28 protein-coding genes and 1 pseudogene are annotated in these 26,121 nt (G+C 54.9%); 19 read left to right on the top strand and 10 right to left on the bottom strand.

From position 1 onward, the window contains the following. The first annotated feature begins 58 nt into the window (after positions 1 to 58). Positions 59 to 2,281, top strand: coding sequence for a polysaccharide biosynthesis tyrosine autokinase (locus CJD38_RS06840; protein WP_107939550.1), 2,223 nt, complete (start codon positions 59 to 61; stop codon positions 2,279 to 2,281). A 58-nt stretch (positions 2,282 to 2,339) separates the two neighbouring features. Here the strand turns inward: CJD38_RS06840 and rfbB are convergent, their stop codons facing one another. From rfbB to CJD38_RS06825, 3 genes are all read right to left on the bottom strand, one after another. Next, positions 2,340 to 3,365, bottom strand: coding sequence for a dTDP-glucose 4,6-dehydratase (gene rfbB, locus CJD38_RS06835; protein ID WP_107939549.1), 1,026 nt, complete (start codon positions 3,363 to 3,365; stop codon positions 2,340 to 2,342). Further along, complete coding sequence (gene rfbA / locus CJD38_RS06830) at positions 3,362 to 4,231, bottom strand: glucose-1-phosphate thymidylyltransferase RfbA (protein WP_107939548.1); 870 nt, start codon at positions 4,229 to 4,231, stop codon at positions 3,362 to 3,364. Before rfbA ends, rfbB begins: the two co-directional genes overlap by 4 nt. An 80-nt stretch (positions 4,232 to 4,311) precedes the next feature. Further along, positions 4,312 to 5,088: an inositol monophosphatase family protein gene (locus CJD38_RS06825; RefSeq protein WP_107939547.1), complete on the bottom strand. Its 777-nt coding sequence runs from the start codon at positions 5,086 to 5,088 to the stop codon at positions 4,312 to 4,314. Between the two features lie 165 nt (positions 5,089 to 5,253). Between CJD38_RS06825 and CJD38_RS06820 the strand changes: the two genes are divergently transcribed. The 15 genes and pseudogenes from CJD38_RS06820 (at position 5,254) to der (ending at position 19,297) form a co-directional block, all read left to right on the top strand. Further along, positions 5,254 to 6,111, top strand: coding sequence for an RNA methyltransferase (locus CJD38_RS06820; RefSeq protein ID WP_107939546.1), 858 nt, complete (start codon positions 5,254 to 5,256; stop codon positions 6,109 to 6,111). A gap of 114 nt (positions 6,112 to 6,225) precedes the next feature. Continuing rightward, complete coding sequence (cysE, locus tag CJD38_RS06815) at positions 6,226 to 6,966, top strand: serine O-acetyltransferase (protein ID WP_107939545.1); 741 nt, start codon at positions 6,226 to 6,228, stop codon at positions 6,964 to 6,966. Between the two features lie 16 nt (positions 6,967 to 6,982). Continuing rightward, positions 6,983 to 8,107, top strand: coding sequence for a cysteine desulfurase family protein (locus CJD38_RS06810; protein ID WP_107939544.1), 1,125 nt, complete (start codon positions 6,983 to 6,985; stop codon positions 8,105 to 8,107). Then, positions 8,104 to 9,240, top strand: a pseudogene (locus tag CJD38_RS06805) (cysteine desulfurase family protein); the annotation flags it as partial. The gene CJD38_RS06810 and the pseudogene CJD38_RS06805, both read left to right, overlap by 4 nt. Further along, positions 9,223 to 9,669, top strand: coding sequence for an iron-sulfur cluster assembly scaffold protein (locus CJD38_RS18825; protein WP_301331373.1), 447 nt, complete (start codon positions 9,223 to 9,225; stop codon positions 9,667 to 9,669). The pseudogene CJD38_RS06805 and the gene CJD38_RS18825, both read left to right, overlap by 18 nt. A 3-nt stretch (positions 9,670 to 9,672) precedes the next feature. Next, positions 9,673 to 9,996, top strand: a complete 324-nt coding sequence (locus CJD38_RS06800) for a HesB/IscA family protein (RefSeq protein ID WP_107939542.1) — start codon at positions 9,673 to 9,675, stop codon at positions 9,994 to 9,996. A 246-nt stretch (positions 9,997 to 10,242) separates the two neighbouring features. Continuing rightward, a complete protein-coding gene (ndk, locus tag CJD38_RS06795) occupies positions 10,243 to 10,674 on the top strand; it encodes a nucleoside-diphosphate kinase (RefSeq protein ID WP_107939541.1) in 432 nt (143 codons plus the stop codon). A 4-nt stretch (positions 10,675 to 10,678) separates the two neighbouring features. Next, entirely contained in the window at positions 10,679 to 11,785 is a 1,107-nt protein-coding gene (rlmN, locus tag CJD38_RS06790) for a dual-specificity RNA methyltransferase RlmN (RefSeq protein WP_107939540.1), read from the top strand. Beyond that, a complete protein-coding gene (pilW, locus tag CJD38_RS06785; protein ID WP_161554179.1) occupies positions 11,782 to 12,531 on the top strand; it encodes a type IV pilus biogenesis/stability protein PilW in 750 nt (249 codons plus the stop codon). Before rlmN ends, pilW begins: the two co-directional genes overlap by 4 nt. Next, positions 12,528 to 13,532 carry a RodZ domain-containing protein gene (locus tag CJD38_RS06780; RefSeq protein ID WP_107939538.1) on the top strand — a complete coding sequence of 335 codons (1,005 nt, stop codon included), beginning with the start codon at positions 12,528 to 12,530 and terminating at the stop codon, positions 13,530 to 13,532. The genes pilW and CJD38_RS06780 overlap by 4 nt, the downstream gene beginning before the upstream one ends. A gap of 61 nt (positions 13,533 to 13,593) precedes the next feature. Continuing rightward, the gene (gene ispG / locus CJD38_RS06775) at positions 13,594 to 14,700 is read left to right on the top strand and encodes a flavodoxin-dependent (E)-4-hydroxy-3-methylbut-2-enyl-diphosphate synthase (protein ID WP_107939735.1); all 1,107 of its coding nucleotides are present in this window, start codon (positions 13,594 to 13,596) and stop codon (positions 14,698 to 14,700) included. Next, positions 14,693 to 15,967 carry a histidine--tRNA ligase gene (gene hisS, locus CJD38_RS06770; RefSeq protein ID WP_107939537.1) on the top strand — a complete coding sequence of 425 codons (1,275 nt, stop codon included), beginning with the start codon at positions 14,693 to 14,695 and terminating at the stop codon, positions 15,965 to 15,967. The genes ispG and hisS overlap by 8 nt, the downstream gene beginning before the upstream one ends. A gap of 24 nt (positions 15,968 to 15,991) precedes the next feature. Continuing rightward, entirely contained in the window at positions 15,992 to 16,627 is a 636-nt protein-coding gene (locus CJD38_RS06765) for a YfgM family protein (protein WP_107939536.1), read from the top strand. Beyond that, entirely contained in the window at positions 16,624 to 17,772 is a 1,149-nt protein-coding gene (bamB, locus tag CJD38_RS06760; RefSeq protein ID WP_107939535.1) for an outer membrane protein assembly factor BamB, read from the top strand. Before CJD38_RS06765 ends, bamB begins: the two co-directional genes overlap by 4 nt. 118 nt (positions 17,773 to 17,890) lie before the next feature. Further along, complete coding sequence (der, locus tag CJD38_RS06755) at positions 17,891 to 19,297, top strand: ribosome biogenesis GTPase Der (RefSeq protein ID WP_107939534.1); 1,407 nt, start codon at positions 17,891 to 17,893, stop codon at positions 19,295 to 19,297. Positions 19,298 to 19,343: 46 nt separating this feature from the next. On the opposite strand, the gene CJD38_RS06750 is transcribed toward der, so the two are convergent. The 7 genes from CJD38_RS06750 to cutA all read right to left on the bottom strand — a co-directional run bounded on the left by CJD38_RS06750 (position 19,344) and on the right by cutA (position 23,847). Beyond that, positions 19,344 to 19,952 carry a M15 family metallopeptidase gene (locus CJD38_RS06750; protein ID WP_107939533.1) on the bottom strand — a complete coding sequence of 203 codons (609 nt, stop codon included), beginning with the start codon at positions 19,950 to 19,952 and terminating at the stop codon, positions 19,344 to 19,346. 139 nt (positions 19,953 to 20,091) lie between these two features. Beyond that, entirely contained in the window at positions 20,092 to 21,450 is a 1,359-nt protein-coding gene (gene accC / locus CJD38_RS06745) for an acetyl-CoA carboxylase biotin carboxylase subunit (protein WP_107939532.1), read from the bottom strand. A 6-nt stretch (positions 21,451 to 21,456) separates the two neighbouring features. Beyond that, entirely contained in the window at positions 21,457 to 21,915 is a 459-nt protein-coding gene (accB, locus tag CJD38_RS06740) for an acetyl-CoA carboxylase biotin carboxyl carrier protein (protein WP_107939531.1), read from the bottom strand. Positions 21,916 to 21,931: 16 nt separating this feature from the next. Next, positions 21,932 to 22,378 (bottom strand): type II 3-dehydroquinate dehydratase, encoded by a 447-nt coding sequence (aroQ, locus tag CJD38_RS06735; RefSeq protein WP_107939734.1) that lies wholly within the window; start codon positions 22,376 to 22,378, stop codon positions 21,932 to 21,934. Positions 22,379 to 22,495: 117 nt separating this feature from the next. Further along, positions 22,496 to 23,029, bottom strand: a complete 534-nt coding sequence (locus CJD38_RS06730; protein ID WP_107939530.1) for a TlpA family protein disulfide reductase — start codon at positions 23,027 to 23,029, stop codon at positions 22,496 to 22,498. 12 nt (positions 23,030 to 23,041) lie between these two features. Next, positions 23,042 to 23,539, bottom strand: coding sequence for a protein-disulfide reductase DsbD domain-containing protein (locus CJD38_RS06725; RefSeq protein WP_107939529.1), 498 nt, complete (start codon positions 23,537 to 23,539; stop codon positions 23,042 to 23,044). After that, positions 23,530 to 23,847, bottom strand: a complete 318-nt coding sequence (gene cutA, locus CJD38_RS06720; RefSeq protein ID WP_107939528.1) for a divalent-cation tolerance protein CutA — start codon at positions 23,845 to 23,847, stop codon at positions 23,530 to 23,532. The genes CJD38_RS06725 and cutA overlap by 10 nt, the downstream gene beginning before the upstream one ends. Here cutA and CJD38_RS18350 point away from each other — a divergent pair. From CJD38_RS18350 to CJD38_RS06710, 3 genes are all read left to right on the top strand, one after another. Further along, a complete protein-coding gene (locus CJD38_RS18350; RefSeq protein WP_146165937.1) occupies positions 23,830 to 24,045 on the top strand; it encodes a hypothetical protein in 216 nt (71 codons plus the stop codon). The genes cutA and CJD38_RS18350 overlap by 18 nt on opposite strands. Continuing rightward, the gene (locus tag CJD38_RS06715) at positions 24,032 to 25,372 is read left to right on the top strand and encodes an MATE family efflux transporter (RefSeq protein WP_107939527.1); all 1,341 of its coding nucleotides are present in this window, start codon (positions 24,032 to 24,034) and stop codon (positions 25,370 to 25,372) included. Before CJD38_RS18350 ends, CJD38_RS06715 begins: the two co-directional genes overlap by 14 nt. A gap of 101 nt (positions 25,373 to 25,473) precedes the next feature. After that, on the top strand, positions 25,474 to 26,106 hold the full coding sequence (locus CJD38_RS06710) for a peroxiredoxin (RefSeq protein WP_107939526.1): 633 nt from the start codon (positions 25,474 to 25,476) through the stop codon (positions 26,104 to 26,106). The last annotated feature ends 15 nt before the right edge of the window (positions 26,107 to 26,121 follow it).

The raw sequence follows: 26,121 nt of genomic DNA, 5'->3' as shown, positions 1-26,121 counted from the left end.
AGTATTGATGACGCTTTGATGCTGAAAGAATCAGCAATGACTGCATCTTGAGAAAATAATGACTAACGATACGCACGCCCGATCCATTAGTGCCGCGATGCAGGATGGAGAGATCGATCTCCGTCAAATTTTGGACACCGTTCGCCAGCACTATCTTTTAGGTGTGGTGGTTGCTGCCTCCGTACTGTTTATCGGCGTGTTTTATTTATTTGTTGCAACGCCTATTTATAAGGCGGATGCGCTGGTGCAGATTGAGCAGCAACAATTGCCGATTCCAGGCTTGCAAGATATCAGTACAGCGCTAGGCTCCAATTCAAACACGGAAGCTGGTGCAGAAATCCAAGTCATGCTTTCGCGTTCGGTGATCCTGCCTGTTGTAGAGCAGCTCAATTTGACGGTTGAGGCTGAGCCGCATCGTTTCCCTTTATGGGGTGATGCTCTCGTTCGTCGTGGCCTAGGTGAAGTGTTCAGTGCTATCGGCGGTGGCTACGCATGGGGTGATGAGCAGATTGACGTGAGTCGCTTAGAAGTTCCGGCGAGCTTTCACGGAGCCAAATCCACTTCGATGATTCTCCGTGCGGGGGCAGCAGGGGCCTATACGCTTGAAGGCCCGGATGGGCAGAAAATACTGAGCGGACGCGTAGGCCAAGCAGCAGCTGCCAATTTTGCGGGAGGCCAAGTTTCGATTTTTGTTCGCGCGTTAACGGCATCTCCCGACACTGAGTTCGTCGTTACAAGCTACCGCACTGACGCAGTTGTGGCTGCTCTGCAGGGCAACCTCAGCATTGCAGAAAAGGGTAAGCAAACAGGGATCATTGGGCTTTCAATGTTGGGGGAGGATCCTGTTCGCATTACCAATATTTTGAACGGGGTGATGAACAGCTATACCCGACAAAATGTTGAAATCCACTCTGAGCAAGCCAGCAAGTCTTTGCAGTTTTTAGATCAGCAATTGCCTGATTTGCGCCGACAGCTGACGACCGCTGAAGCGGCTTTACAGGCCTTTAGATCTCAAAAAGGTGCAGCAGTTGATCTGAGCGTTGCTGGTAAAGCAATTCTTGATCAAGCCACTGCTGTTGAAATGCAGATATCTAATCTGAGGTTGCAACGTAGTGAGATGAAGCTACGTTTTACCGATGCTAGCCCTCCAGTTCAGGCGCTGCAGCAGCAGTTGAGCCAGCTAGAGGCGACTAAGGGTGAGATTGAAGGACAGCTCAAAGGGCTGCCACAAACAGAATTAGAAACCATCCGTTTAACACGAGATGTGCAGGTAGCTAACGATCTTTATGTTCAACTGCTAAACAAAGCACAAGAATATAAAGTGGCAAAGGCTGGCACCGTGGGCAACGCGCGCATTGTTGATGCTGCCGTGCAGCCTTGGAGAAAAGATAAACCCCAAGGCGCCATCGTGCTTGCCTTGACTTTTCTCATCGCAATTTTTGCAGGCATTGGCTCCATCTTTATTAAAGTTGCTTTGCGACGAGCTTTAGAAACACCAGAGGCAATCGAAGTGCAGTTGGGCTTGCCTGTGTTTGCCACCATTCCCCATAGTGAGACTGAGGCCGCAATTCGTCGCAAAGTATTGACAGGCGGGGCATCACCGCTTTTGTGTCGTGAAGTTCCGCAAGAACCTGCTGTGGAAAGTTTGAGAAGCTTGCGCACCAGCTTGCAGTTTGCCTTGCTAGAAGCCAAAAACAACATCGTGGCTATTCACGGCCCTACACCGGGTATCGGCAAATCATTTGTCGCAGCCAACCTTGCCTTTTTGTTGTCGGATGCCGAAAAGACAGTGCTGTTGATTGATGCTGATATGCGCAAGGGCCATGTGCACAAATCACTCAGCAAGCCACGCTCTCCTGGTTTGTCAGAAGTGATCACGGGCAATTCAACGCTTGAGGCTGCTGTGCATTCATTTGATGGTGGCCGGATGAGATTTCTTTCAACGGGCAAGATTCCCCCCAATCCTGCTGAGTTGTTGACGCATGGCAACTTCCAGGCCATGTTGCAGCAAGCATCCAAGCTTTTTGACTTTGTGATCATTGATACACCGCCCACTTTAAATCTTGCGGATAGCATTTCTATCGGCAAGTTAACGGGCGTCAATTTCCTTGTCGTGCGTGGTGGACTCAGCACGATTCAGGATGTTCAAATTTCGCAGCGCCGTATGGATCAAAGTGGCATCCGTATCGATGGCGTGATCTTCAACGATCTTTCTGCAAGCGCTTCTAAATACGGTTACGGCGGGTACTACTCGTACAAGTACAAGTCAGAAGTAACCTAAAGTTCAGGGATTTCTGTGCGCAAACAAAAACGCCGGATTTAATCCGGCGTTTTTGTTTTTAGAGTTCAGCGTTCTCGGCTGCGGTAAGCAGCCAATTGATGGTGCTGCGCATTTCTTCTTCGAATCGCTCTGCGCGGTTCCAACCTAGTTCTTTGGTCAGCTTGCTTGCGTCGATGGCGTAGCGCCAATCATGGCCGGGGCGATCTGTGACAAAGCTGATGAGTTTCTCGTGCGGTGCGCCATCAGGTTTGATCCGATCCATGAGTCGACAAATCAGTTTTACGATATCGATGTTGCGCTGTTCGTTGTTGCCGCCGATGTTATAGGTTTCGCCAAGTCTCCCGCCGTGCAATACCGCGAGAATTCCAGCGCAATGATCATCCACATAGAGCCAATCGCGAATATTGCGACCATCCCCATAAACTGGAATCGGCGTCTGATCTTTGCAGGCGCGGATGATGGTTGGGATGAATTTTTCTTCGTGTTGGTGTGGCCCAAAGTTATTTGAGCAATTGGTCGTCACAACCGGCAATTGATACGTGTGGAAATAGGCGCGAACGAGATGATCTGAAGCTGCTTTGCTTGCCGAATACGGTGAGTTAGGTGCGTAAGGAGCATTCTCAGTAAACGCTGGATCACTTTCGCTTAATGTGCCGTAAACCTCATCTGTCGAAATATGATGGAAGCGGCACTGAGCAGCGTTCCATTTCATTTCTTCTTGCCAATACAAGCGACAAGCTTCCAGCAATGTATAGGTGCCGACGACATTGGTTTGTACAAAAGCGCCTGGGCCGGTGATTGAGCGATCAACATGCGACTCCGCAGCAAAGTGCACCACGGTATCAATCTGATGTTCGCGGAGCAGGCGGTCAACCAGTCTGCGATCACAAATATCTCCACGCACAAAAAAATGGCGCGAGGGATCAGGAAGGTTACTAAGATTGTCTAAAGATCCCGCGTAGGTCAGCGCATCTAGATTAATGATCTTGGTGCTGGCGTCATTCTGTAAAACATGCCGAACAAAGTTACAGCCGATAAAGCCGGCTCCACCAGTGATCAGAATATTTTTCGCTTGATGTGTCATGCCTTGAGTAGATTTAGCAGATAAAGGCCGTAGCGACTCTTGAGCATAGGCTGTGCGAGTTTTTCGAGTTGGACCGCATCGATATATCCCATCAGAAATGCGATTTCTTCTGGGCATGCAATCTGTAAACCTTGGCGTTCTTGGATGACTTGAATGTAGTGTGCAGCGGCAAGCAAGGATTCATGCGTGCCGGTGTCTAACCAAGCGTGGCCACGACCTAGAAGCTCTACTTGGAGATCACCGCGCGCAAGATAGGCCTTGTTGATGTCGGTGATTTCAAGCTCGCCGCGTGCTGAAGGTTTGATGGATTTAGCGATAGAGACGACGTCTTTATCGTAAAAATATAAACCAGTGACAGCGTAGTTAGATTGCGGTACGGGTGGTTTCTCTTCGATGTCGAGCACCTTGCCGGAAGGGTCAAAGCTGACTACGCCATAACGGCCCGGATCACTGACGTAATAACCAAACACTGTGGCGCCAGATTTACGGCTACTTGCTTGCTGCAAGATCGGCCGGAGTCCGTGGCCATAAAAAATATTGTCACCCAGTACTAGACAGCTAGAGTCATTGCCGATGAAAGATTCGCCGATGATAAAAGCCTGTGCCAGCCCGTCAGGTTTCGGTTGTTCGGCATAGCTGATGTTCAAGCCCCATTGCGAACCGTCGCCCAACAAATGACGGAAGCTGGAGAGATCATGAGGGGTGGTGATTAGCAGAATGTCCCGAATGCCGGCCAGCATCAGTACCGATAGCGGGTAGTAAATCATCGGCTTGTCATAGACCGGCATCAGTTGCTTGCTGACAGACAGGGTCAATGGATAAAGCCGAGTACCGGAACCGCCAGCGAGAATCAGACCTTTAGTCATAGACGTCCGTGATTATGGATATCGGCCAAGCAATATGTGGTGGCGCCTTAACAACTGGAACTAGCTGAAAGAGTGAAGCCTCACTCTCCGCCGTGAATACACTTATTCAGTAGTGGATGCAGCTTTGCGTTGGCCGCCATGATGTGCCCAGTTTGCAGCACATCGCTACCGCCATAAATCTCACTAACCACGCCGCCGGCTTCCTGCACCAGCACGATGCCCGCGGCAACGTCCCAAGGCTTGAGACCGAGTTCCCAGAAGCCATCGAGGCGACCGGCTGCAACATAGGCGAGGTCGAGTGAAGCTGCGCCAGCGCGGCGTACGCCGGAAGTCTGTGCAACAACATTGCGCATCATCGGCAAATAAGTATCGAGCTTGTCCGCATTGAGCGGCACGCCGGTGCCGATCAGTGCTTCGTCCATGTCTTTGCAGGCACTGACGCGCAGCTTGCGATTGTTGAGGGTGGCGCCGGCACCGCGCGAGGCGCAGTAGAGGTCTTGTGTGCTTGGCGCGTAGATCACGCCGTGTTCCAGACGGCCACGCACTTGAATGCCGATTGATACGGCAAAGTGCGGGAATCGGTGTAGGAAGTTGGTGGTGCCATCGAGTGGATCAATGATCCAGACGACTTCGTCGTCGCCTTGCTGGCCGCTTTCTTCGGCCAGAATTGCGTGATGCGGGTAGGCTTTTTGAATCTGCCCAATGATCTCGCGCTCGGCAGCGCGGTCGATCTGGGTCACGAAGTCATTACGGGTTTTGCGCTCCACTTGGAGCTGCTCGACGCGCTCTTGGCTGCGCATGATGAGGTTGCCGGCGGAACGCGCGGCAGAAATAGCAATATTGACCAGCGGATGCATGGGTAAGGGTATTCCTGCGATGCCTTAGCGGCACCGTGGGCGTATCCGTTTGCCCAGCCGAGCGAAGTCGGGCGGGTGTTTTCGGGATCCGCGCACTCGTGCCATGGACGGCTTGAATGAGCTTTTAGAAAAGAACGGAGAACAGCGAACGCATAGAATACCACTATGACTGACATTCTTCCCCCTTCCGCGCCTGACGCGGCCCCGATTTTGGCTCCTGTTCCGCGTTCTGGGGCTGACCCTGCGGCCGAATTCTTTACCCGAATCCGCGTCGTTCTGATCGGCACCCAGCATCCGGGCAACATCGGCTCGGTAGCCCGCGCCATGCTCAATATGGGATTGCGGGAGTTGGTGTTGGTGCGGCCAGATCGCTACCCGCACTCGCAAGCCACGGCCATGGCGGCCGGAGCGGTCGAGATTCTCGAAAGCGCGCGTGTGGTCGAGACCATGGAAGAAGCTGTCGCCGATTGCGCTTGGATCGTCGGCAGCTCCGCGCGCCCACGTCATTTGGGTGACGAACCACTTACGCCTTGGGACGCCGCCGCGCGCGCTGCTGAACTCGGTCAGCGTGAAAACGTGGCCTTGGTATTTGGCTGTGAACGCACTGGCCTGACCAATGAAGAGATCGAACGCTGCAACGCCACCGTGCGCATTCCAACCAACCCTGGCTACAGCTCGCTGAATCTGTCGCAGGCGGTGCAGGTCATGTCTTATGAAGTGCGTAAAGCCGTGCTGCAAGAAGGCCCCAAAGTCTCCTCCAAGCACGAGCACCCTTGGTATTCGCTGCCGAGTAACGAGGATATGGAGATGTTCTATCAGCACATGGAACGCGTGCTGATCGCCACCGGATTCTTAGTGCCAGAGAATCCGCGCATCCTTATGCGCCGACTGCGCCAGCTTTATAACCGCGCGCAGCCGGACAAGAACGAGTTGGGCATCCTGCGCGGCATCTTGAGCTCGGTAGAGTCGCCCAAAATTCGCACCAAGCGCGTTCCCAAAGCTGCGCCAAACAAGGACGAGTAAGCCGCGGGTGCGCCCAAGAGGCGCTCCGTCAGAAGATTTAAAGCCCATCAAAGACGCATAAGGTCTAAAATCTGCGTCTGTTATTTCTATTTACCGTCAGGATTTAAGTCAGCCATGTTCTCCCGCCTCCGCGAAGACATTCACTCCATCAGGGAGCGCGACCCCGCCGCGCGATCCACCTGGGAAGTGCTGACCTGCTATCCGGGCCTACACGCGGTCACGGCCCATCGCGTTAGCCATTGGTTTTGGACGCACGGCCTCAAATGGCTGGCGCGCTTCAACTCGCATATCGCGCGCGGGCTCACAGGGATCGAAATCCATCCGGGCGCGCAGATTGGCCGTCGCCTGTTTATCGATCACGGTATGGGTGTGGTGATTGGTGAGACGGCCGAAATCGGCGATGACGTCACCATTTACCAAGGCGTGACCTTGGGTGGTACCAGCTTGTCCAAAGGCGTGAAACGTCATCCGACCTTGGCCAACGGCGTCGTTGTTGGCGGCGGTGCCAAAGTGCTCGGCGGATTCACCGTCGGCGAGGGCGCACGTATCGGCAGCAACGCCGTCGTGGTCAAAGCTGTGCCTCCAGGTGCAACGGCTGTGGGCATTCCTGCGCGCATCATTAGCGAGTCGGATGCCGCCGCTCACCACGATGGTTTCGATGCTTACGGCATCACCAAAGACATGCCAGATCCGGTAGCTAATGCGATCCGTGCGTTGCTGGGACATGTGCAGGCGCTTCAAGCGGAAGTCCATGCGCTCAAGGCGGGTCCCGATACTTTCATCGAGCCCATGGGCAGCACCAAAAAAATCGAACTGCCCGAGGATTGTGGGGAATTCGGCGGCAAGTCTGGCTAAGAGTTAGCTTCGCGCCATGCCGGTCTACTTCGACAATAACGCCACCACGCGCCTTGATCCGCGCGTGCTTGAAGCGATGCTGCCTTATCTCAGCGGCCCTTATGGCAACGCATCAAGCCTGCATCGCTACGGCCGCGCTGCGCGCGACGTGGTTGAGACCGCGCGTGCGCAGATTGCCGCATTCATTGGCGCACAGCCGAGTGAAGTCATTTGGACTTCTGGTGGCACCGAAGCTAACAACCTCGCACTCAAAGGTGTGACGGATCTCGCCACGCCATCACGCGTTCTCTATGGCATCACCGAGCATCCGGCGGTGATGGAAACGGCGGAGTCACTCAAGTCTCGCGGTTGGGGCGTGGAGCCGATCGCGGTTGATCATGACGGCGTGATTCTGTGGGACGCTTTCGCTGCGCAGTTGCGCTGCGCGCCAGTGAAGTTGGTCGCGCTGATGCGCGCCAATAATGAAACCGGCGTGATCCAAGATTTGGGGGACGCAAAAACGCTCGTGCATGGCGCGGGCGCGTGGTTGCACGTGGATGCAGTGCAGGCCGCAGGAAAAATTCCGGTTGATTTTTCTGAGATGGGCTGCGATTTAATGAGCCTCTCCAGTCATAAAATTTACGGCCCCAAGGGCATCGGCGCGTTGATCGTTAGCAACGAAGTTGAAATCACACCACTGCATCACGGCGGCGCGCAAGAACGTGGCTTACGTGGGGGCACCGAAAACGTCGCAGCGATTGTTGGCTTCGGCGTTGCTGCAGAACTCGCAGGCGCAGAACTTGCTGCGCGTACTGCACAAACCTTGGCTTTGCGCGAAAAACTAGAGTCCAGCCTGCGAGAAATTTCCGGCATCGAAATTTTTGGCGCAGCGTCATTGCGTCTACCCAACACACTGCAATTTGCACTGCATGGCTACGACGGCGAAGCCTTGCTGATGCAGCTCGATCGCAAAGGCATCGCGGTCTCAAGTGGCTCTGCCTGTGCGAGTGGAAACGGCGAGCCGAGCCATGTGCTTCTCGGTATGGGCATCTCGTATGAAACTGCCAAGGGCGCGATCCGCGTGAGCTTTGGCAAGGACAACACGGAAGCCGAAGTCGAGCAATTTTTAACAGCACTCAAAGCCGTGGCGCAATCGCGATGATTTATTTAGATCATGCGGCTACAACACCACTTGCAACTGAAGTGCTGCAAGCGATGCTGCCTTGGCTGCAAGAAGGCTACGGCAATCCTGCATCCGAACACACGCACGGTTTACGCGCTCGCGCCGCGGTTGAAAAAGCTCGTGCAGAAATCGCAGCGCTGATTGGCGCGACGCCAGAAGAAATCGTTTGGACCTCTGGCGCAACAGAATCCAACAACCTTGCGATCAAAGGCGCACTGGAATTTCGCGGCGCACGCAACGCGCACATCGTCACTTCGCGCATCGAACACAAAGCCGTGCTCGACACCTGTCGTCATCTGGAAACGCAAGGCGCACGAGTCACCTATCTCAAGCCAGACGCGAGTGGCCGCATCACTGCCGAGCAAGTGTTGCAGGCGCTAACGCCGGACACTGCGTTGGTGTCGTTGATGTGGGTCAACAACGAAATCGGCACGATCAACGAAGTGGAAACGCTGGCGCCGCAGTTGCGCGAGCGCGGCATTCTGTTTCATGTAGACGCTGTGCAAGCAGTCGGAAAGCTGTCGATCAATCTGGCGCAAACGCCAATTGATTTGCTGTCAGTGTCCGCACACAAGCTCTATGGACCCAAAGGTGTCGGCGCATTGTTCGTGCGCAAGCGCCCACGTGCGCGACTCGCGCCACAGATTCACGGCGGTGGACACGAGCAGGGCATGCGTTCTGGCACGTTGCCGACGCACCAAATCGCAGGCATCGGCGAAGCGTTTCGTTTGGCTGGTCTCTCAATGACTGAAGACGCGCAGCGATTAACTGCGCTGCGTGATGATCTCTGGCAGCGCCTGCAAGTGTTGCCGCGCATTCATCTGAATGGTGAAGACGCGTCGCGTGCGCCGCATATTCTCAATGTCAGTTTCGAAGGCGCAGAAGGCGAAAGCCTGCGCGCGATGTTGGGTGATGTGGCGGTCTCCAGTGGTTCCGCCTGTTCATCAGCGACGCGCGAGCCGTCTTTTGTTTTACGTGCTTTGGGGCGCGACGATGAATTAGCTGGATCATCTTTGCGCTTCTCTTTGGGCCGCAACACCACCGCTCAAGAAATTGAGCTGGCGGCCGCTCGAGTGATTGAAGCTGTCAGTTGGTTGCGCTCGCTGTCGCCAGAATCGAAAGATTCAGCGAGCAGCGCTATCGCCGGAAACGGCGGCAATGCTTTCGGCTACGCCGAGCCGATTTGGCAGCGTTTTAGCGCACCGACCCATGTTGGCGAGCTAAACGGTGAGGGCGTGCTAACCGCAGAAGCGGGCAGCCCGGCGGCCAAATCGCTGCTGCGTTTGCAGGTCAAATTAGGGGAGGGCGCGGTGGCCGAGGTGGCTTTTAGGGCCTATGGCTGTCCAACCGCGATTGCCGTCGGCGAGTGGCTGGCGGCCAGCCTGATAGGTCAAAAGCCGGCCGATTGGGCCCAGCTAACCGCCTCAAAAATCCGCCAGGCCCTTGAAATTCCAGACGATCGGGCCCATTGTGCACTGATGGGTGAGGACGCTGTCCAAGCCTTAGCGGCACTGTTTAGCAAACCGGATTTAGCGAGTTGAATCATGAGCATCAGCCTTACAGAAAGCGCGGCAACCCGCATCGGCAAACAGCTGCAACAGCGCGGCAAGGGCCTTGGCCTGCGCGTAGGCGTTAAAAAGTCCGGTTGCTCAGGCTATGCCTACACCATGGACTATGCCGACGAAATCACTGCTGATGACCAAGTCTTTGATAGTTATGGCGCAAAACTGATTATTAAGTCAGACCATTTGCCTATGTTGGAAGGCTTGACCTTGGATTTTCAAAAACAGGGCTTGAACGAATCTTTCAAGTTTCTAAACCCCAATGTGAAAGGTGAGTGCGGTTGTGGGGAAAGTTTCACTGTTTAGCCGTCCATGGCCCTTTGTCCCTGTACGGCCATCCATGGCCGCCCGTTCGCATTCGCGTGAAGCAATGCTTCACAAACGCGATGCTCACCCAAATGTAAAAGGCGAATGCGGCTGCGGCGAGAGCTTTACAGTTTAGTTACAGCACTAAAATTGCCGCACTGCGGCAATAACGAATACAATTACCTGTTTTCTCTATTCCTTTGTCCCTCTGGGACCTTTGTCCGTTTGTTTTTTTAGGAGTCCGCTGTGGCTGTCGAACGCACCCTGTCAATCATCAAGCCCGACGCAGTTGGTAAGAATGCAATCGGTGGTATCTATTCGCGCTTTGAAAGCGTTGGCCTGCGCATCGTCGCTGCCCGCATGAAGCACCTGACGCAGAAAGAAGCTGAAGGCTTCTACGCTGTGCACAGCGAGCGTCCTTTCTTCAAAGATCTGGTCAGCTTCATGATCAGTGGTCCAGTCATGGTTTCCGTGCTGGAAGGCGAGAACGCAGTTGCAGTTCACCGCGACATCATGGGTGCAACCAACCCTAAGCAGGCAGCTCCAGGCACGATTCGTGCTGATTTTGCTGAAAGCATTGACGAGAACGCTGTGCACGGTTCCGACAGCCTGGAAAACGCGAAGAACGAAATTTCGTACTTCTTCCGCGTGACCGAGCTTTGCCCGCGCACTCGCTAAGCGAATGACGCAATCTGCAAACACGCCGCAGAATCTTTTCGGTCTCGACCGAGAACAGCTGCGCGCGTGTTTTGCGGAGATGGGTGAAAAGCCCTTTCGTGCCGATCAGATTATGCAGTGGATTTACCGCCGCACCGCTGACGATTTCGACCTGATGACCAACATCAGCAAAGATCTGCGTACGAAGATGAAAGAACGCTTCGTCATCAAACATCCAGAGTTGGTGGCTGAACAAGTTTCCCAGGATGGTACCCGCAAATGGGTGCTGCGCCTCGACGGCGGTAACGCCATCGAAACTGTATTTATCCCAGAAGACGACCGCGGCACGCTGTGTATCAGCTCGCAGGTCGGTTGCGCGATGGACTGCTCGTTTTGCTCCACCGCCCAGCAGGGACTCAATCGCAATATGACCACGGCGGAAATCGTCGCGCAGGTTTGGTTTGCTGCCAAAACACTCGGCGGTGATTTCCAGAACGAGCGCGTGATCTCCAACGTTGTGTTCATGGGCATGGGCGAACCGTTGGCGAATACCGCTGCGGTATTGCCAGCCATTCACATCATGTTGGACGACTTTGGTTTTGGTTTATCCAAGCGTCGCGTCACCGTCAGCACTTCAGGCTTGGTGCCGTACATCGATCGTCTGCGTGCGGATTGCGATACCGCACTCGCTGTATCGCTGCACGCGCCGAACGACGAACTGCGCGACAAGCTGGTGCCGATCAACAAGAAATATCCGATTGCAGAATTGATGGATGCTTGCCGTCGTTATCTCGAAGGCAAAGACCGCAAGACGCATATCGTTTTTGAATACGTGATGCTCGATGGTGTGAACGATCACCCAGAGCACGCGCGTCAGCTCGCCAAGTTGCTTGCAGGCATGGCAGCAAAAGTAAATTTGATTCCGTTTAATCCATTCCCAGAAGCCGGCTATAAACGCTCCAAGCCTGAAGCGATTAAACGGTTCTCCGACATTCTTCGCGAAAAGAAAATTGTCACCACGACGCGCAAAACGCGCGGTGACGATATCGATGCCGCATGTGGACAGCTCGTTGGCAAAGTCCAATCACGCCAAAAGAATCGACTCAGCGGTATTCCAGTGGTGACGCAGTGAAGATTCGTTTTGTTGCGTTGCTGTTAGTGACTTTGCTCGCGGCCTGTGCCAGCGATGCCGATTTGCCGAAGGGCGTCAGCGCTAAAGATGCGGCACGTATCAATCTGCAATTGGGCGCTGACTACGCGCGCAAAAATGAGTTTGATGTTGCGATTGAAAAGCTAAAGCGTGCGATCAAGCAGGACCCTGATCTGGCTCAAGCTTATTCCACCCTCGCTTACGTTTATGGCGCTAAGGGCATGAAAGAGGCGGCCGAGAAAAACTATCGCAAGGCAATTGCTTTGGATGATAACGACGGCAACTTGCGCAACAACTTTGGCGTGTTTTTGTGCGCCAATGGAAAAGAATCAGAAGCGCTGCGCTATTTCGTACAAGCGGTAGCGAGCAAGAACTACACGACGCCTGAAGTGGCATGGACTAACGCTGGCGTTTGCGTCCGTCGCAAGCCAGATCTTGAAGCCGCCGAAAGATATTTCCGCGAAGCTTTGCAGGTCAAACCGCAGTTCCGCGACGCACTTGGTCAGATGGCAACGCTGACCTACGAAAAGAAAGACTACCTACGCTGCCGAGCATTCCTGCAGCGTTATCTGGCGACTGGACAAGCAACACCTGAAGTTCTTTGGATTGCATCGTTGAATGAACGCCAGCTCGGCGATATTAGTACTGCGCAAGATTACGAATCCCGTCTTAAACGCGAGTTCCCGGAATCGGAACAAGCAGCAAACCTCAAGCCTAATAAACAATGACTCCTGAATTGACCCAAGAACAGCAGGGCGTGGAAACCGCGCCGACTTCTCCCAGCCCAGAATCTAGCCGTGCTACTCCCGGTCAGTTGATTCGTCGCGCACGCGAGCGCGCACGCATGACGACCGAAGAGCTCTCGGCAATGATCAAGTTGGCGCGTGGCACTTTGGATGCGCTAGAGCGTGACGACTTCAAGGTGTTGATGGAGCCGGTTTACGTTCGCGGCTACTACCGCAAGTGCGCCAAGGTTCTCGGCATTGCCGAGAGCGATTTGGTTGATGCGTATCAGGCGATGGTTGCTCCACGTGCACCAGAAGCGCCCGCCAAACTGCGTTTGGCTTCGGGTAGTGAACTTGGATCGGGAAGCCGTCTGCCACTCGCGCTGGCGTCTGCAGCCGCAGGCATTGGCGTGGTGGTGCTCTCGATCATTTGGTTTGCACGCGGCGAAGTGACGCAGATTCCCGAACTTCCTGCTGCCGTTGAAACGCCAGTGGAGAACAAGACCGCAGCCGTGCCTGTAGACGTCACGACCTTGGCGACAGATCCCGCTGCGACGCCTGATGCGGCGGGTGCGACTCCATCTGCAGTGCCAGCAACAAGCGCAACAGACGTGCCTGCAACAACGCAGTCCCCAGCTATCGCTCCAGTCGTGGCAGCACCGCTCGCACCTGCTGCGACGGGCGTGTCCACCGTTGTGGTGCCGACGACCAAGCCGCTTGCTGGTCTTCCAGCTGCGACGGGTCCAATGACCACCGGCACACTGACGCTGCGTTTCAACATCACCTCTTGGGCGCGCGTTGAAGACGCAACCGGCAAGACTTTGGTGAACGGTTTGGTTCGTGCTGGCGAAAAGCAGAGCTGGACTGGCCATGCGCCATTCTCGGTTTTCCTTGGCAATGCGCCTGGCGTTAGCGTTGATTTCAACGGCAAGCTGATTGATCTGGCCAAGTACACGGCTCAGAACAACACGGCGCGCTTCTCGGCTGGCGCCAACACGCCCTGAGTCTGTAAAAAATATTTAGAAGTGCCGGCGGTTTGCGGCTACAGGTGTATTGACCATGGCGATGCAGAGTCACCACAAGATCGAACGGCGTAAGTCACGCCAGATTCGCGTCGGCCGCGTTGCGGTTGGCGGTGATGCACCGATCGCGATTCAGACCATGACCAACACTGACACCGAAGATGTTGCGGCTACCGTCGCGCAGATTCGTGCAGCAGTTAAAGCGGGCGCCGATATTGTCCGCGTGTCTGTGCCGACGATGGATGCGGCGCGTGCGTTTGGTCTGATCAAAAAAGAAGTGGGCTACGTTCCACTCGTTGCCGACATTCACTTCAACTACCGTGTTGGTCTTGAAGCCGCCAAGCAAGGTGCAGATTGCCTGCGTATTAATCCGGGCAATATCGGTAACGACAAAAAAGTTAGCGAAGTTGTTGCTTGCGCACGTGATCACGGCATTCCAATTCGCATCGGCGTCAACGCTGGTTCGCTTGAAGCCGATCTGCAAGAAAAATACGGCGAGCCGAATTCTGATGCGTTGGTGGAATCAGCGCTGCGCCATATCGAAATTCTAAAGCGTCACAACTTCGAAGATTTCAAAGTCTCGCTGAAGGCCAGCGAAATCTTCATGACGGTTGAGGCTTATCGCAAGCTCGCCAAGTTGATTGATCAGCCGCTGCATCTCGGCATCACCGAAGCGGGTGGTTTGCGTTCTGGCGCAGTGAAATCATCAATTGGCCTTGGCATGTTGCTCGCTGATGGCATCGGCGACACGGTCCGCATTTCACTCGCGGCTGATCCGATTGAAGAAGTGAAAGTGGGTTGGGACATTCTCAAATCACTGCACATCCGCAATCGCGGCATCAATCTCGTGGCGTGCCCAAGCTGCTCACGTCAGAACTTCGATGTGGTCAAAGTCGTTGCAGAACTCGAAAGCCGTTTTGAAGAAATTGATGAACCGCTGGATCTCGCTGTGATCGGCTGCGTCGTCAACGGCCCAGGCGAAGCACGCGAAGCTGCGATTGGCGTGGCCGGTGGTCGCCCGAACTCGATCTACGTCGACGGCAGCATCCAACATAAATTCAAGAACGAAGACTTGGTCGATCGACTTGAAGCGCTAGTGCGCGAAAAACTCGCGGCCCGTAAAGCCGCCAAGGAAGCCGCGAATGGCTAATCTGTTTCAATCGGTCCGCGGCTTCAATGATGTATTGCCCGCCGACAACGCCATCTGGCAATACCTGCACAACACAGCCGCAGAAGTTTTCGCAGCCTATGGCTACGGCGAAATCAAAATGCCGTTGCTGGAGCACACCGAACTTTTCAAACGCTCGATTGGCGAAGCCACCGACGTTGTCGAAAAAGAAATGTTCACCTTCGATGATCGCGAAGGGCAGAGCCTGACGCTGCGTCCGGAAGGCACGGCCAGCTGCGTCCGCGCAGGTCTTGAACACGGCTTGTTGCACAACCAGCAGCAGCGCCTCTGGTACGCGGGCCCGATGTTCCGTCACGAGCGTCCTCAAGCAGGTCGCTATCGCCAGTTTTATCAGCTCGGCGTTGAGGCTTACGGCATCGCCGGGCCTGATGTCGACGTCGAAATCATTGCGCTGTCGGCACGATTGTTCCGTCGTCTCGGCCTTAAAGATCTGACCCTCGAAATCAATTCACTCGGCAGCAGCGAGAGCCGCGCCGCGTATCGCGCAGCATTGGTCGAGTTCTTGCAGAAGCATGAAGCCAGCCTTGATGCTGATTCCAAGCGCCGCATGCTGAGCAATCCGCTGCGCGTGCTGGATTCCAAAGTGCCAACGACGCGTGAAATCGTTAAAGACGCACCCAGCATCCTGCAGCACTTGGATGATGGTTCGCGTGCGCACTTCGACGGTTTGCAGCAAGGCCTGTCGGATATCGGAATTCCGTTCGTGGTCAACGACCGCTTGGTTCGCGGCCTCGACTACTACACCCGCGACGTTTTCGAATGGACGACCCAGCAGCTAGGTTCGCAGGGCACGGTTTGCGCCGGTGGCCGCTATGACGGCCTGGTCGAACAGCTCGGCGGTTCATCGACCCCGGCTGTGGGCTTTGCCAGCGGTGTTGAGCGCCTGATCCTGTTGCTCAAGGCGCAGGGCGCTGACCTGCCGACCGCTGCTGCCCACGTCTATTTCTGTACGCTGGGCGAAGATGGTGAGCGCGCAGCCCGCAAGCTGGCCGAGCAGCTACGTGATCAACTGCCCAATCTGCGCATTGTGTTGCACGCTGGCGGTGGTAAATTGCAGGCCCAGCTCAAGCGTGCGGATCGTTCCGGCGCCAGCGTGGCCCTGATTCTGGGCGGCGAAGAGGCCGCTAAACAAAGCATTCAAGTAAAATCACTGCGCAACGATGCTCAGCAGATCAACTGCAATTGGTCGGAACTGTCCGGCACTCTTGCAGGTCTGTTGGGACTCTGAAGCCAATATAACTAGAGACTGAACGTGGCAAGCCATTACGAAGACGAAGCAGAAGTCGAAAACATCAAACGCTGGTGGAAGGAGAACTGGAAGTCCTTGACCGCGGGTTTGGTCATTGGCATCGGTGCCATCGGTGGCTATGAAGGCTACCGCCGCTACCAGATCTCGCATGCTGAGCATGCTTCGCAGATTTATGAAGACCTCAAGGCTGCGGTTACCGCAAAGAAGTCTGATGAAGCCGTCGCTCTCGGCGACAAGCTGATCGCAGACTTTGCCAAAACCCCATATGCCACCGGCGCTGCTTTGCGCTTGGCGCAGCAGGGCGTTGAGCAGGGCAAGCTGGACGACGCCGCCAAGCGTCTGCAGTGGGTTGCAGACAACAGCAAGGACGACGGTCTGCGTGACCTCGCCACGCTGCGTCTGGCTCGCGTGCTCTGGCAGCAGAAGAAAACCGAAGATGCGCTCAAGCTGACTGAAGGCGAACACGGCGCTTATACCGCGCTGTTCAGCGAACTGCGTGGCGACATCAAATTGTCAGCAGGTGATCGCGCAGCCGCACGCGCTGCCTACGAGGCTGCAGTGAAGGCCAGCGACGCAAGTGCGAACACTGGCGAGCTACAGCGCAAATTGGACGAACTCGCTGACGTGGTGGCTTCGTGAAGCTAAGCCGCGTCGCACCAATTGCCGTAGTGGCACTTGCGGCGCTGACGCTGACGGCCTGTTCCGACAAGAATCTGCGCAAGCCGAAAGAGCTTCAGTCCATCGCCAGCCCTACCGTTAAGACGGATAAGGCTTGGACCAGTTCTGTCGGCGGTGGCAGCAACAATATGTACTCTGGCCTGCAGCTCAAGCTGGAAGACGACGCGCTGTTTGCTGCGGATGCTGACGGCGAAGTCTTCGCATTCAATCCGGCGAACGGCAATCGCATCTGGCGCGTCAAGACCAAAAGTCGTGTGATCTCAGGCCCAGGCGTTTCCGGCAATGCGGTGCTGGTCGGCACGCTGGATGGCGAAGTCATCGCACTTAAGCGTGCTGATGGTGCCGAGCTGTGGCGCGTTAAGGCCTCCAGCGAAGTGCTGGCAGCGCCGTCTGGTGATGGCGACATGCTGGTGACGCGCACGGTTGACGGCCGACTGTCAGGCCTCTCGGTCGACAATGGCGAACGCAAATGGGTGTCTGATCACAGCGTCCCGAATCTGACGCTGCGTGGCTTGTCCGCACCGCTGGTGTTGGACGGCCGCGTGTATATCGGCCTCGACAATGGTCGTTTGGCTGCGCTGCGTTTGACCGACGGCCAGCCAGTTTGGGAACAGGCCATTGCTGTGCCAACCGGCCGTACCGAGTTGGAACGTCTTACCGATATCGACGCAGGCTTGTTGGCCAGCGGCTCGGAAATCTTTGCAGTCAGCTTTAGCGGTGAATTTGTTTGCGTAGATGCCGATACCGGACAGGTGCTGTGGCGCCGTACGGTTAAGAGCTACAGCGGCATGGTTGTGACCGGCGATTTGGTTGTTGTGACTGATGAGAGTGGCGTGGTTTGGGGCTTGGATGCTCGCACCGGCGCCGCCGCTTGGAAACAAGAAGGCCTGCTGTATCGCAAGCTTTCACCTCCGGCCGCCTTTGCAGGTTACGTCGTAGTCGGTGATTACGAAGGCTATCTGCACTGGCTCAATCCTAAGGACGGCACCATTGTTGGCCGTTCACGCGCCGGCAGTGACCCGATCCGCGCCGCGATGGTTGCCACCGACAAGCTGCTTTATGTCATGAACAATGGCGGCAAAATTACGGCGGTCAGCGCCAAGTAAGTACCGTTTCAGAGCAGTTTTTGCACCGAAGGCGAGGCACCCGGCAAGGGATGCCTCGCCTCTTTGTTTGCGCGAGTTCTTTGCGCTTACCGCAGTCTTAACCGACAATTCGCGCCTAATGAATGACCAGTTTCCAATTATTGCCCTTGTCGGACGTCCCAACGTCGGCAAATCCACGCTATTTAACCGGCTTACCGGCACGCGCGATGCGCTTGTTGCCGACCTGCCGGGACTAACCCGCGACCGTCAGTACGGTTACGCAGAGTTCGAAGAAAAGCACTTTATCGTCGTTGATACCGGCGGCTTGATGCCGGACTCCGGTGACGCGCTGGCTGCGCTCGCTGAAGAGCAGGCGCAGATCGCTTTGGAAGAAGCTGATCACATCCTGTTCCTCGTCGATGCGCACAAGGGTCGTTTGGGCGCGGATGAATCGATTGCGCGCCATCTGCGCAAGTTCAAAAAGCCGGTGACGCTGGTCGTCAACAAGGCTGAAGGACAGACCAAGAACCAGGCCACTGCCGACTTCTTCACGCTCGGCTATGGCGAAGCCACACCGATCTCGGCAGAGAAGGGCGACGGTCTTCCTGTTCTGCTGCGCGAGATCCTCAAGGATTTTCCTGAGACGCCGCCGCCTGAGGCGGACGATGACGACACTATTCGTGTTGCCATCATTGGTCGTCCTAACGTCGGCAAGTCCACGCTGATTAACAAGCTGCTGGGTGAAGAGCGCGTCGTCGCTGCCGATCAGCCTGGCACCACGCGTGACAGCATCGCGGTGAAGTTTGATTACGCAGGCCGCAAGCACACCTTGATCGACACCGCCGGTATTCGCCGCCGTGCGCGCGTCACCGAAGTGATCGAGAAATTCTCCATCGTCAAAACGCTGCAAGCGATTGAGCGTGCGCATGTCGTTATCGCTGTGGTCGATGCGCAGGCCGACATCGGCGAGCAAGACGCACGCTTGATGGGTCTCGTTGCCCATCGTGGCCGCGCACTGATTCTTGCCGTTAACAAGTGGGATGGTTTGGATAAGGCGGATCGCGAAAAAGCGACTTATCACGTCACGCTTAAGCTGCCATTCCTTGAATACGCGCCGCTGCACTACATCTCCGCTAAAGCCGGCACGGGCCTGCCAAAGCTGATGAAAGACGTGCAGGACTGCTACGCCGCCACCATGCGCGAAATGAAAACGCCGGAACTAACCCGCGCGTTGGAGCAGGCAGTGGAGAGCAATCCACCGCCAGCGGTTATGGGCCGCCGCATCAAACTGCGTTATGCCCACCAAGGCGGCAACAATCCGCCAGTGATCGTGGTGCACGGCAACCAGACCGATAAGTTGGCAACGCATTACAAGCGCTACCTCGCCAACCAATTCCGCGCGATCTTTAAGCTCAAAGGTGTGCCTCTGGCGCTGGTGTTCAAGACTGGCGACAACCCGTTCAAAGATAAGAAGAACGAACTCACGCCGCGTCAGGTCAAGAAGAAACAACGCTTGATGGCTCGAACGAAGAAGCGATACAAATAAATAAAAAAGGCGCCAACGGCGCCTTTTTTATGGATGAAGAAAGGCATCAAGCGTAGACAGGCTTGCCGTCGTCCGTGCGTGTGCGAAGTTCCGCCAGCATATCTTTCTCGCTCAGATCGGAAGCCCATTCCGGACGCAGCTGGAAATGTGGCTGATCAACAATACTTTTCCAGCTACCGCCCCATTCGAGTCCGAGATCCATTCCGAGTGCGCCCACGGCTTTGTACTTCACCGACTCGCCGAGATACTTCGTTCCTTCAAAAACACCGACATCAAACGCGATGCCAAAGTTATGGTTGGAATAACCGCCACGTGCATTGGTGACTTTTGAGCCGGGCTTGGTGCGGCCTTGCGCGTAAAGCTCATTCTGCTCCGCATAAGTTCTCAGGCCGCTGATGATCTTGATCTGAATGCCGTTCTGCGCTGCTTTCTGTACGAGTGCGCGAGCGATGGGTTGTACCTGCGGCAGTAAAGTCGCGATGCACTTTTCACTGCGGGCATCGACAGGCCCAATCGCCTCTGCTGGTTTTACGCCACCAATCTTGGGTTTGACGATGTGCGCGTAAATCGCTTCCCAAGTTTCAGTGCCAGCACGTCCATCCACCTGCACGCTGAGTTTCTTCTGTACGCTCGAAATAATCTCTTCGATCTTCATTGAATGCCTCCCTGACGTTGTTGTGTCAGAGAGCTTAGGCGCGGAATTGAACGCGCCGCATTGGATAAAACACTTCATGGCGCTTGGCTGGGCGCATCAAAAAGCCCGCTTTCGCGGGCTTTTTAAAATGAAGAAATTCTTACTCTTTATCCCACTGTTCCAACATTTCTTCCAAGTAATGGATGTTGTGCGTGCCTTCGCGGAAGACGCCGTCTTCCATGATGCGACGCTGGAGTGGGATGTTGGTGTTGATACCTTCAACAACCATTTCTGAAAGCGCTTGGCGCATACGAGCGATTGCTGATTTGCGATCAGAGCCAAACGCGATGAGTTTGCCGATCATCGAATCATAATGCGGTGGCACTTTGTAGCCTGCATAGATATGTGTATCCATGCGGATGCCGGGGCCGCCGGGCGCGTGATATTTCTTGATCTCGCCAGGCGAGGGGATGAAGGTGCGTGAATGCTCGGCGTTGATGCGGCATTCAATCGCATGACCGCGCAGCTTGATGTTCTTCTGCTGCTTCTTCAGGCCAAGGCCTGCGGCGATGCGGATTTGTGCTTTGATCAGATCAACGCCCGTCACCATTTCGGTGACCGGATGTTCAACCTGAATACGCGTGTTCATTTCAATGAAGTAGAAATGACCGTGCTCGTAGAGGAACTCAAACGTACCTGCGCCGCGATAGCCAATGCGTTTGCAGGCGTTGACGCAGAGCGCGCCGATTTCATCGCGCTGCTCTTGCGTGATGCCGGGGGCAGGGGACTCTTCTACGACCTTCTGGTTGCGGCGCTGCATTGAGCAGTCGCGTTCGCCAAGATGAATCGCGTGGCCTGCGCCGTCGGACAGCACCTGAAACTCCACGTGACGCGGCGTTTCCAAATATTTTTCAAGGAATACTGATGCGTCTTTAAACGCATTGAGTGCTTCAGTGCGGGCGATGTTGATCTTCTCGATCAAATCTTCCTTCGCACGTACTACCTGCATGCCGCGACCGCCGCCACCTGAAGCTGCTTTGATCAGCACCGGATAGCCAACGCGTTCTGCAGTTTCCAAACAGATCGCTTCATCTTCCGGCAGGATGCCTTCAGAGCCGGGCACGCAAGGCACGCCAGCCGCAATCATCTCGGCTTTGGCGTTGGTCTTGGAACCCATCAAGCGAATGGTTTCAGGACGTGGGCCGATGAAGATGAAACCAGATTTCTCAACGCTCTCGGCAAAGTCAGCGTTCTCAGACAAGAAGCCGTAGCCAGGGTGAATCGCGTCAGCTTGCGTCACTTCAGCGGCGCTGATGAGCGCGGCCATATTGAGATAGCTTTTGGTTGCGGGAGCAGGGCCAATGCAAACGGCTTCGTCAGCGAGCAACACGTGTTTGAGATCGCGATCAGCCGTTGAATACACCGCAACGGTTTTGATATTGAGTTCGCGACAGCAGCGCAGAATGCGCAGCGCGATTTCGCCGCGGTTTGCGATAAGAACTTTCTTAATCTCTTTCATCTCGAATTACTCGATGATGAAGAGTGGCTGATCAAACTCGACTGGACGTTCGTTATCCACCAACACTTCGGCCACCACGCCAGATTTGTCAGCTTCGATCTGGTTGAGCATCTTCATGGCTTCGATGATGCACAGCGTCTGTCCCTGCTTAACCGTCTGCCCGACTTCAACAAACGATTTGGCGCCAGGTGAAGGGCAACGATAGAACGTGCCAACCATCGGCGACTTCACGATGTGACGCGTCTCTGCAGCGGGTGCAGCAGCGGCAGCGGCCGGTGCAGCAGCAGGCGCGGCGGCTGGCAATGCAGCAGGTGCAGCCACCATTGGCGCTGCATTGACGTACTGCGTCATCGGGCCGGAGTTGCGGCAAATACGTACAGATTCTTCACCCTCTTTGACTTCCAGTTCGGCAATGCCGGATTCCTGAACGAGGTCGATAAGGGTTTTGATTTTGCGCAGATCCATTTGTGCTTCCTTTCTTTTATGGTTTAACCGTCAGGCGCTCGTGTGCAGCCTGCAAAGCCAGCTGGTAACCCAGCGGGCCGAGGCCAACGATGCAACCGACGGCGATGTCGGAAAAATAGGAGTGATGTCGGAACGACTCACGAGTGAAAACGTTCGAGAGGTGAATCTCGATAAACGGAATGCTCACGCCCAGCAGCGCATCACGCAGTGCAACGCTGGTGTGGGTGTAAGCGCCCGGATTAATCAGGATGAAATTGATGCCTTCGCTGCGCGCTTGATGCACGCGATCCACCAGCAAACCTTCTTGATTGCTTTGAAAGGTGGCCAGCGTGTGGCCAAGTTTCTGCGCGGTGGTGGCCAGGCCGGCTTCGATATCGGCCAGCGTCGCGGACCCGTAGATGCCGGGTTCGCGGGTGCCCAACAGGTTCAGGTTGGGACCATTTAACAGTAAAAGGTTGCTCAAGGGCTGCGCGTCGTTACGGGCGAGTCCGGATTCTGCATCATGCGGAATCCAAAACACAAGTTGACAGCAGTTAACAGCGTAATAACTGACGTTAAGGTCAGGATGCCGGGTGGAAACTTATTTCGGCAGATGGGTCTTGATCAGGGTGTGCAGATCGTCTTCATGTAGCTCACCGAGGACGGTTTTAACGATCATGCCTTCGGCGTTAATGAAAACCGAAAATGGTAGTCCGCCTTGTTTGTTGCCGAGCGTCTGCATCGCAGCGTCAGCGGAAGCGAAGTCTGCCATGACTGGGTAATTCACGCCAAGCTTGGTCGCGAGTGCTTGTACGTCTTTCGCTTCATCAAGTGCGGGCCCAATGATTTGCAAACCTTGCGCGCCGTATTGCTTCTGCGCCTTCACCAGCAACGGCATTTCATTCAGACATGGTGCACACCAAGTCGCCCAAAAATTCACGAGCAATAATTTGCCTTTGTACTGGGCAAAAGTAACCGGTTTGCCGTCGAGACCATTGAAGCTAATCGCTGGCGCAAGCGTTGGCGTAGTCGGCGCGCTGATGCTGCGCCACATATGACTCGTCCATAGACCGCCTAGCGCGCCAATCAAGGCAAGCACGACAACGATTACTGTTTTGCGAGTCGAAGGATTCATGAATGATTTTGTTTAAGGATGTGCAGTCGAGAGCGCGATGATATCTACGATACGTGTCTGTGGGGGATAACAGATGCCACTTTCTGCACAGCCTTGATAAGTAATTTTGAGTTGACGAAGTTTGCTGAGTGATTTTCCTCCAGCAATTTCTACTTCGTGACGACCGCCGCGATAGATGTGTACATCGCCAAAATGTTCATCGTGATGCTTTTCGCCAACAGGTAATTTTGGTTTGGAAATTTTTAGCGTTGCAGGTGTTGCTGCTTCGATGCGAATGCGTTCTTGATACAGGTAATAGCCGGGCGAAATAAACCAACCGAGTTTGAGTCCATGCGCAGTGCGTTCGACAGGTTGCAGTTGAAAGGCTTCATCTACTGCCAAAATATTTGGTGCAGCGTTGACGTTACTCGGCGCATGCCAGAGGCCAGCAGCAATCGCAAAGCAAGGCAGCACGCAGGACGCAGCAAAGAGTAGTGACAGTGTCAGTCGATTGAGCGTTTTCATTTGCATGCAGAGATTACCCAGTCCAGATAGGGCGCGTGGCCTTCTGTTGAGTTGACCGCGACGATCTCTGGAAGTTCGTAAGGGTGATTCGCCAAGATCACTTGCTTGAGTCGCTCAAAATTTTCTGCAGGCGATTTGATGATCAGCAATGCTTCGTCATCATGCTTTACTTCATCTTGCCAGCGGTACACCGAAGTGATCTTCGGCAAGATGTTCACGCAAGCTGCGACGCGTTCAGCTACCAACTTCTCTGCCAATGCTGAGGCGGCCTCAACAGGGCAGGTAACGAGAACAAGATGGATGGCGGTGCTCATGCGGCGCGATTCTGCGTTGCTTGGACCTTGCTCGCAATATTGCTGTCCAATGCCATCAGCATCAGCGAAAATATGTCATTCGCAGTCGCCATACTGGCGGCGCGGATTGTTTATAAATATTTTCCATTGATGTTTATTTTGATATTTTATAACAATCATAAAGTAGTTCTGCCTGTGGTCACTCATGTTTTCTCCTGAATTCAAGCTCGAAGCTCGAGCCAATCTCAAACTCGCGCTGCCGCTGATTGCGGCACAGCTCGCGGGCGTTGGTATGGGCACGATCGACACCATCATGGCTGGCCGCTTGGGCAAAGAAGCGCTGGCCGCCGTGGCAGCGGGCGCCAATCTCAACGTCGTGTTCTTTGTATTTTTTATGGGCCTGCTCATGGCCTGTTCGCCGATCGTTGCGCATCGCTCGGGCGCAGGTCAGGCCGATGCGCGTGTCGGCGCGTTTACGCGTGAAGCTTTGCTGCTCAGCGTCGGCGTTGCAGTGGCGTGGGTGCTCTGCGCACATCTCATCGCTGCGCCGGTGTTGCTCAGCATTGGTTTAGCGCCGGAGACCGGACAAGTCGCTGCAGATTTTTTGCGCGCGCTGAGCTGGAGTGCTTTTGGTTTTAGCGCTTGGTTTGTCTTGCGCTTTGTCGCCGAAGGCATGGGCACTACGAAGCCGATTTTGTTTTCAGGTGTTGCAGGTCTGTTGAGTAATTTCTTGTTCGCCTGGATTTTCATGTACGGAAAATTTGGCGTGCCAGCGATGGGTGCTGTCGGCTGCGGTTGGGCTACAAGCATTTCGTCGTTGCTGATGGCGCTGGTACTCGCTGTGCAATATCGTTTTTATAAGCCGCTACGTCAGCTCGCAGCCTTCAAGCCGCAGTGGCCTCGACTTGGACAAGACGCGCGTGAAGTTCTGCGCCTCGGCTTTCCAATTGGTTTGATCTTGCTCGCTGAAGCGGGCTTGTTTGTACTCACTGCGATGTGGATGGCGCGCTTCGGCGACGGCACGATGGCGGCGTATCAAATCGCGCTGAACTTTGCTTCGGTGTTGTTCATGATTCCGCTAGGCGTTGGCCTCGCAACAACGGTGCGCGTCGGTCATGCGATGGGTGCAGGCCAAACGCAGGAAGCGCGTTTTCGTGGCAGCGTTGGCATGAAGTTGGGGCTAATCAATGCCGCATCCAATGCGAGCATCATGGTGTTGCTCTCCGCATTGATCGCACGGCTTTATACGAACGATGCTGAGATCGCTGCGGTCGCTACGCATTTCCTCTGGCTCGCTGCGGCGTTTCAGTTTGTCGATGGTCTGCAGGTAACTGCTAATGGTGCATTGCGTGGCATCAAAGACACGCGCGTGCCGATGATGATCACAGTCGCGGCGTACTGGTTTTTTGGTATGCCGGTGGCGCATGTGCTGGCATTCAGCACTTCGCTTGGGCCGTCGGGCCTGTGGTGGGGACTGACTTCAGGCCTCGCAGTGGCGGCCGTCGGTTTGTCACTGCGCTTTATGAACAAAGCGGCGCGTTTGTAAGTACTCTCATATTCCATTTGATTCTTTTAATAGGGCTTTGCAAGAACCAAAGTGAAGCGCAAGATGGCGTCCTGATTTGAAGCGACAAATAGGAGAACCGCATGACTTTACGCTTAGGCGACATCGCCCCCGACTTCAGTGCTGAAACCACAGAAGGCAAAATCAATTTCCACGAATGGCTGGGTACTTCCTGGGGTGTCCTGTTCTCACACCCCAAAAACTACACGCCAGTCTGCACTACCGAACTCGGCTACACCGCCAAGCTCAAGCCTGAGTTCGACAAGCGCAACGTCAAAGCGATCGGCTTGTCGGTCGACAAGCTTGAAGATCATCACGGTTGGAGCAAAGACATCGAAGAGACGCAGGGCGTTGCGCTCAACTTTCCGTTGATCGCAGATGCGGACAAGACCGTCGCCAATCTCTACGACATGATCCACCCGAACGCATCCGACACCTTCACCGTGCGCAGCGTGTTCATCATCGATCCCAACAAGAAGATTCGCCTGCAGCTGACGTATCCCGCCAGCACCGGTCGTAACTTCGACGAGATTCTGCGCGTGATTGATTCGCTGCAACTCACCGATGGTTACAAGGTCGCTACGCCAGTGAACTGGAAGCAGGGCGAAGACGTGATCATCGTGCCTTCTGTGAAAGACGAAGATGCCAAGAAGCTGTTCCCGCAGGGCTGGAAAACGCTGAAGCCTTATCTGCGTGTGGTCAAACTGCAGAAGTAAATTTTAATGCTGCAA

The sequence above is a fragment of the Stenotrophobium rhamnosiphilum genome (genome assembly GCF_003052265.1).
GTDB lineage: Bacteria > Pseudomonadota > Gammaproteobacteria > Nevskiales > Nevskiaceae > Stenotrophobium > Stenotrophobium rhamnosiphilum.
Note: the sequence above shows the minus strand (reverse complement) of the source record. Positions and strands in the feature narration are given on the sequence as shown.

What these genes read in the sequence shown, in the direction of transcription:
- CJD38_RS06730 (WP_107939530.1), bottom strand. Translation starts at nt 23,029, where the DNA reads ATGAATCCTTCGACTCGCAAAACAGTAATCGTTGTCGTGCTTGCCTTG.
- accB (WP_107939531.1), bottom strand. Translation starts at nt 21,915, where the DNA reads ATGGATCTGCGCAAAATCAAAACCCTTATCGACCTCGTTCAGGAATCC.
- CJD38_RS06780 (WP_107939538.1), top strand. Translation starts at nt 12,528, where the DNA reads ATGACTCCTGAATTGACCCAAGAACAGCAGGGCGTGGAAACCGCGCCG.
- CJD38_RS06750 (WP_107939533.1), bottom strand. Translation starts at nt 19,952, where the DNA reads ATGAAGATCGAAGAGATTATTTCGAGCGTACAGAAGAAACTCAGCGTG.
- rfbB (WP_107939549.1), bottom strand. Translation starts at nt 3,365, where the DNA reads ATGACACATCAAGCGAAAAATATTCTGATCACTGGTGGAGCCGGCTTT.
- CJD38_RS18350 (WP_146165937.1), top strand. Translation starts at nt 23,830, where the DNA reads ATGGATGGCGGTGCTCATGCGGCGCGATTCTGCGTTGCTTGGACCTTG.
- CJD38_RS06810 (WP_107939544.1), top strand. Translation starts at nt 6,983, where the DNA reads ATGCCGGTCTACTTCGACAATAACGCCACCACGCGCCTTGATCCGCGC.
- CJD38_RS06820 (WP_107939546.1), top strand. Translation starts at nt 5,254, where the DNA reads ATGACTGACATTCTTCCCCCTTCCGCGCCTGACGCGGCCCCGATTTTG.
- cutA (WP_107939528.1), bottom strand. Translation starts at nt 23,847, where the DNA reads ATGAGCACCGCCATCCATCTTGTTCTCGTTACCTGCCCTGTTGAGGCC.
- rfbA (WP_107939548.1), bottom strand. Translation starts at nt 4,231, where the DNA reads ATGACTAAAGGTCTGATTCTCGCTGGCGGTTCCGGTACTCGGCTTTAT.
- CJD38_RS06725 (WP_107939529.1), bottom strand. Translation starts at nt 23,539, where the DNA reads ATGCAAATGAAAACGCTCAATCGACTGACACTGTCACTACTCTTTGCT.
- CJD38_RS06800 (WP_107939542.1), top strand. Translation starts at nt 9,673, where the DNA reads ATGAGCATCAGCCTTACAGAAAGCGCGGCAACCCGCATCGGCAAACAG.
- CJD38_RS06710 (WP_107939526.1), top strand. Translation starts at nt 25,474, where the DNA reads ATGACTTTACGCTTAGGCGACATCGCCCCCGACTTCAGTGCTGAAACC.
- cysE (WP_107939545.1), top strand. Translation starts at nt 6,226, where the DNA reads ATGTTCTCCCGCCTCCGCGAAGACATTCACTCCATCAGGGAGCGCGAC.
- CJD38_RS06825 (WP_107939547.1), bottom strand. Translation starts at nt 5,088, where the DNA reads ATGCATCCGCTGGTCAATATTGCTATTTCTGCCGCGCGTTCCGCCGGC.
- CJD38_RS06840 (WP_107939550.1), top strand. Translation starts at nt 59, where the DNA reads ATGACTAACGATACGCACGCCCGATCCATTAGTGCCGCGATGCAGGAT.
- ispG (WP_107939735.1), top strand. Translation starts at nt 13,594, where the DNA reads ATGCAGAGTCACCACAAGATCGAACGGCGTAAGTCACGCCAGATTCGC.
- rlmN (WP_107939540.1), top strand. Translation starts at nt 10,679, where the DNA reads ATGACGCAATCTGCAAACACGCCGCAGAATCTTTTCGGTCTCGACCGA.
- CJD38_RS06715 (WP_107939527.1), top strand. Translation starts at nt 24,032, where the DNA reads ATGTTTTCTCCTGAATTCAAGCTCGAAGCTCGAGCCAATCTCAAACTC.
- hisS (WP_107939537.1), top strand. Translation starts at nt 14,693, where the DNA reads ATGGCTAATCTGTTTCAATCGGTCCGCGGCTTCAATGATGTATTGCCC.
- der (WP_107939534.1), top strand. Translation starts at nt 17,891, where the DNA reads ATGAATGACCAGTTTCCAATTATTGCCCTTGTCGGACGTCCCAACGTC.
- accC (WP_107939532.1), bottom strand. Translation starts at nt 21,450, where the DNA reads ATGAAAGAGATTAAGAAAGTTCTTATCGCAAACCGCGGCGAAATCGCG.